The organism is Pseudoselenomonas ruminantium, from assembly GCF_900104055.1.
Lineage (GTDB): Bacteria > Bacillota > Negativicutes > Selenomonadales > Selenomonadaceae > Selenomonas_A > Selenomonas_A ruminantium_C.
The window spans coordinates 173,437-177,121 of record NZ_FNJQ01000002.1 but is presented as its reverse complement, the minus strand read 5'-3'; the positions used below and the strand labels follow the sequence as shown (position 1 = coordinate 177,121).

3 protein-coding genes are annotated in these 3,685 nt (G+C 53.6%); all 3 read right to left on the bottom strand.

Annotated features, from left to right (window positions below; genetic code table 11):
- Window positions 1–255: 255 nt before the first annotated feature.
- The 3 genes from gatB to gatC are packed head-to-tail and all read right to left on the bottom strand — an operon-like array spanning window position 256 to window position 3,471.
- The gene (gene gatB / locus BLQ59_RS01750; RefSeq protein ID WP_074571195.1) at window positions 256–1,695 is read right to left on the bottom strand and encodes an Asp-tRNA(Asn)/Glu-tRNA(Gln) amidotransferase subunit GatB; all 1,440 of its coding nucleotides are present in this window, start codon (window positions 1,693–1,695) and stop codon (window positions 256–258) included.
- Complete coding sequence (gene gatA, locus BLQ59_RS01745; protein WP_074571191.1) at window positions 1,695–3,164, bottom strand: Asp-tRNA(Asn)/Glu-tRNA(Gln) amidotransferase subunit GatA; 1,470 nt, start codon at window positions 3,162–3,164, stop codon at window positions 1,695–1,697. Before gatA ends, gatB begins: the two co-directional genes overlap by 1 nt.
- 16 nt (window positions 3,165–3,180) lie before the next feature.
- Window positions 3,181–3,471, bottom strand: a complete 291-nt coding sequence (gene gatC / locus BLQ59_RS01740; protein WP_074571215.1) for an Asp-tRNA(Asn)/Glu-tRNA(Gln) amidotransferase subunit GatC — start codon at window positions 3,469–3,471, stop codon at window positions 3,181–3,183.
- Between the last annotated feature and the right edge of the window lie 214 nt (window positions 3,472–3,685).

Here is a 3,685-nt window from a genome sequence, read left to right as displayed (position 1 = left end):
GGAGCACGCTGAAAGACGCGCCGTTGGCCTGCCCGGCGCATTCAGACTAAGGAATGTTGACCTTGCCGAGCGGGTCGTTTAGCGCAACCAGAAAAAGTACTCCCCCGTGCCCCCCTGACTGCGTATAAACGGGATAACTTTGGCTCGAACTAACCAACAAACTGCAATTTGCCAAAAGTGCGTTGACAAATTTTACGTCAACGCACTTTCTGTAAATAAAAGGGATATTTCAGAGTCCCCATTATATCCAATTTGTCAGTTTAGCTTTTCCGCCAACAGTTTGTTGACCATCTGCGGGTTGGCTTTGCCCTTGGAGGCTTTCATAACCTGACCTACGAGCGCGCCGATGGCTTTCTTGTTGCCGCTCTTGTAGTCGTCAACGGCCTTCTGATTGTTGGCGATAACCTCATCCACAATGCCTTCGATGGCCTTGGTATCGGTAATCTGCACGAGGCCCTTGTCCTTGACGATCTTTTCCGGGCTGTCGGTGTTGGTCCACATTTCCTTAAAGACCTTCTTGGCAATCTTACCGGAAATGGTGTCCTTCATGATGAGCTGAATCATCTCGCCGAGGCGCTGTGCTTCAACCGGGGACTTGCTGATGTCAATGCCCTCTTCGTTGAGGCTCTTGGCCAGGTCACTCATCATCCAGTTGGCGGCCAGCTTGGCATCGGCACCGGTCGCTACGACAGCATCGAAATACTCAGCCATAGCGCGGGAGCTCGTGATGATGCCAGCATCGTAATCGGACAGGCCGAATTCCTCTTCGAGACGTGCGCGGCGGGCATCGGGCAGTTCCGGCAGCTCGCTGCGGTACTTCTCGATGGTCTCCTCGCTGGTCACGATGGGCGGCAGGTCCGGTTCCGGCATGTAGCGGTAGTCATGGGCATTTTCCTTGCTGCGCATGGACAGCGTGATACCTCGGGCCGGATCATAGGTACGGGTTTCCTGCACGATATGGCCGCCGTCTTCGAGGACTTCCGTCTGACGCTCGATTTCGTAGTTGATGGCGTCTTCGAGGTTCTTGAAGGAGTTGATGTTCTTCATCTCCGTGCGGGTGCCGAGCTCTTTCGTGCCGACAGGGCGCAGGGAAACGTTGATATCTGCGCGCAGGTTGCCTTCTTCCATGCGGCAGTTGGACACATCGATGTATTCCATGATGGCCTTGATCTTTTCCATATAGGCGCGAGCTTCTTCGGCGGAGCTCATATCCGGCTCGGATACGATTTCCAGAAGGGGCACGCCGGTGCGGTTGTAGTCCACGTTACTGGAGGAAGAATCCTTGATGGTATTGCCGGAATGCACCAGCTTGCCAGCATCTTCTTCCATATGGATACGGGTCAGGCGAATGCGTTTCTTTTCGCCGTTTACGTCGATATCCACCCAGCCGTGTTCTGCGATGGGCAGGTCGTACTGAGAAGTCTGCCAGTTCTTCGGCAGGTCCGGATAGTAGTAGTTCTTGCGGTCAAACTTGCTGTACTTGTTGATTTCGCAGTTGGTAGCCAGGCCAGCTTTGATGCCGAACTCCACTACCCGCTGGTTGACCGTGGGCAGCACGCCGGGCATGCCGAGGCATACGGGGCATACATGGGTGTTCTGGTCAGCACCGAATTCCGTGGCGCAGCCGCAGAAAATCTTGGTTTTCGTCTTTAATTCGCAATGTATTTCCAGGCCAATGACGGCTTCGTACTTCATTATTTGTTACCTCCCAGCTGCGGCATCTGCTTGTGATAATCCTGGCTCTGCTCGTAGGTGTAAGCCGCACGGATAATGGTTTTCTCGTCCAGCGCCTTGCCGATAATCTGCAGGCCGATGGGCATTCCCTTGCTGCTCATGCCGCAGGGAATGGAGATACCCGGCAGACCGGCCAGGTTCAAAGGCACGGTGCAGGCATCCTGCAGATACATCTGCAGGGGATCGCCGGACATTTCGCCAATCTTGAAGGCCGTGGTCGGCGCAACCGGTGCCATGATGACATCCACCTGTTCAAAAGCCTTGGCATAGTCCTCGGCTACGAGGGTACGCACTTTCATGGCCTTGAGGTAGTAGGCATCATAGTAGCCGGCAGACAGGGCGTAGTTACCGATAACGATACGGCGTTTTACTTCCTCGCCGAATTTTTCCGTGCGGGTATTGGTCATCATCGCAACCAAATCTTCACCTTCAACACGCTCGCCATAGCTTACGCCGTCATACCGCTGCAGGTTGGTGGCAGCTTCAGCCGGAGCAATCAGGTAGTAAGCGGAAATGGCATAATCCGTGTGCGGCAGGGAAATCTCCACCACTTCGGCGCCCAGTTCCTTGTACTTTTCGATCGCCGTACGGATGGCCTTTTCCACTTCGGGGTCCATGCCCTTGACGAAGTATTCCTTCGGCAGACCGATCTTGAGGCCTTTGACATCTTCCACAAGAGCCTTGGTGAAGTCCGGCACAGCGGCTTCACTGGAGGTGGAGTCCATCTCATCATGGCCGGCGATGATATTGAGGATGTTCGCGCAGTCCGTCACATCACGCGTCACAGGGCCAATCTGGTCCAGAGAAGAACCATAAGCCACGAGGCCATAGCGGGAAACGCGGCCATAGGTCGGCTTGAGGCCAACCACGCCGCAGAAGGATGCCGGCTGACGGATGGAACCGCCCGTATCGGAGCCCAGGGACCAGATGGAGGTACCAGCAGCTACGGAAGCAGCGCTGCCGCCCGAGGAACCGCCCGGTACACATTCCGTGTTCCAGGGATTGCAGGTCGGATGGTAAGCGGAATTTTCCGTGGAACCTCCCATGGCGAACTCATCCATGTTGAGCTTGCCCAGGATAACAGGGTTCTCTTTCTTGAGCTTGGTCATAACCGTAGCATCATAAGGCGGCACGAAGTTTTCCAGAATCTTGGAAGCACAGGTGGTCTTCATGCCCTTGGTGCAGATATTGTCCTTGATGGCGCCCGGGATACCTTCGAGGAAGGAAATCTCTTCGCCACGGGCAATCTTTTCATCCACAGCCTTGGCCTGAGCCAGGGCCTCATCGCGGGTAATGGTCAGATATGCCTTGACATCGCCTTCCACTTCGTCGATGCGGGCCAGCACATCTTCGGTGAGCTCTACGCTTGTAATCTCTTTATTCACCAGCATGTCATGGAGCACATGGGCCGGTTTTTCATATAATCTCACGTTCAATCCTCCTGCCTTAGTCTTCCAGAACCTTCGGTACTTTGAAATAGCCGTCTTCCTTGAGCGGTGCATTAGCCAGCGCTGCCTCACGGTCGAGGGATACCTTGACTTCGTCCTTGCGGAATACGTTCTGCATGGGCAGGGCATAGGTGGTCGGCTTGACATTCTCCGTGTCCAGCTCAGAGAGGTTATCCATATAGGTCAGGATTTTATCCATTTGGCCGATGTACTTGTCCTCCTGGTCGGCAGGAATTGCCAAACGGGAAAGGACTGCTACATTCTGCAAATCTTCTTTGGTAACTTTCATTTTCTCACCATCCATAGATGTTAATTGTTATCGTTAAGAAACACACTTCGCTATTATAGCATAAAAAGTATGATACTTAAAGACACGATTTGGTTCATCACAAAAGGAAAGAACCCGCCATTAAGCATGAATTTTGCTTTATGGCTGACTCTTTTCTGTTTTATTGCTGACCAAAACAACAACCCCCGCAGGATATCTGCGGGGGCCGTCGCTG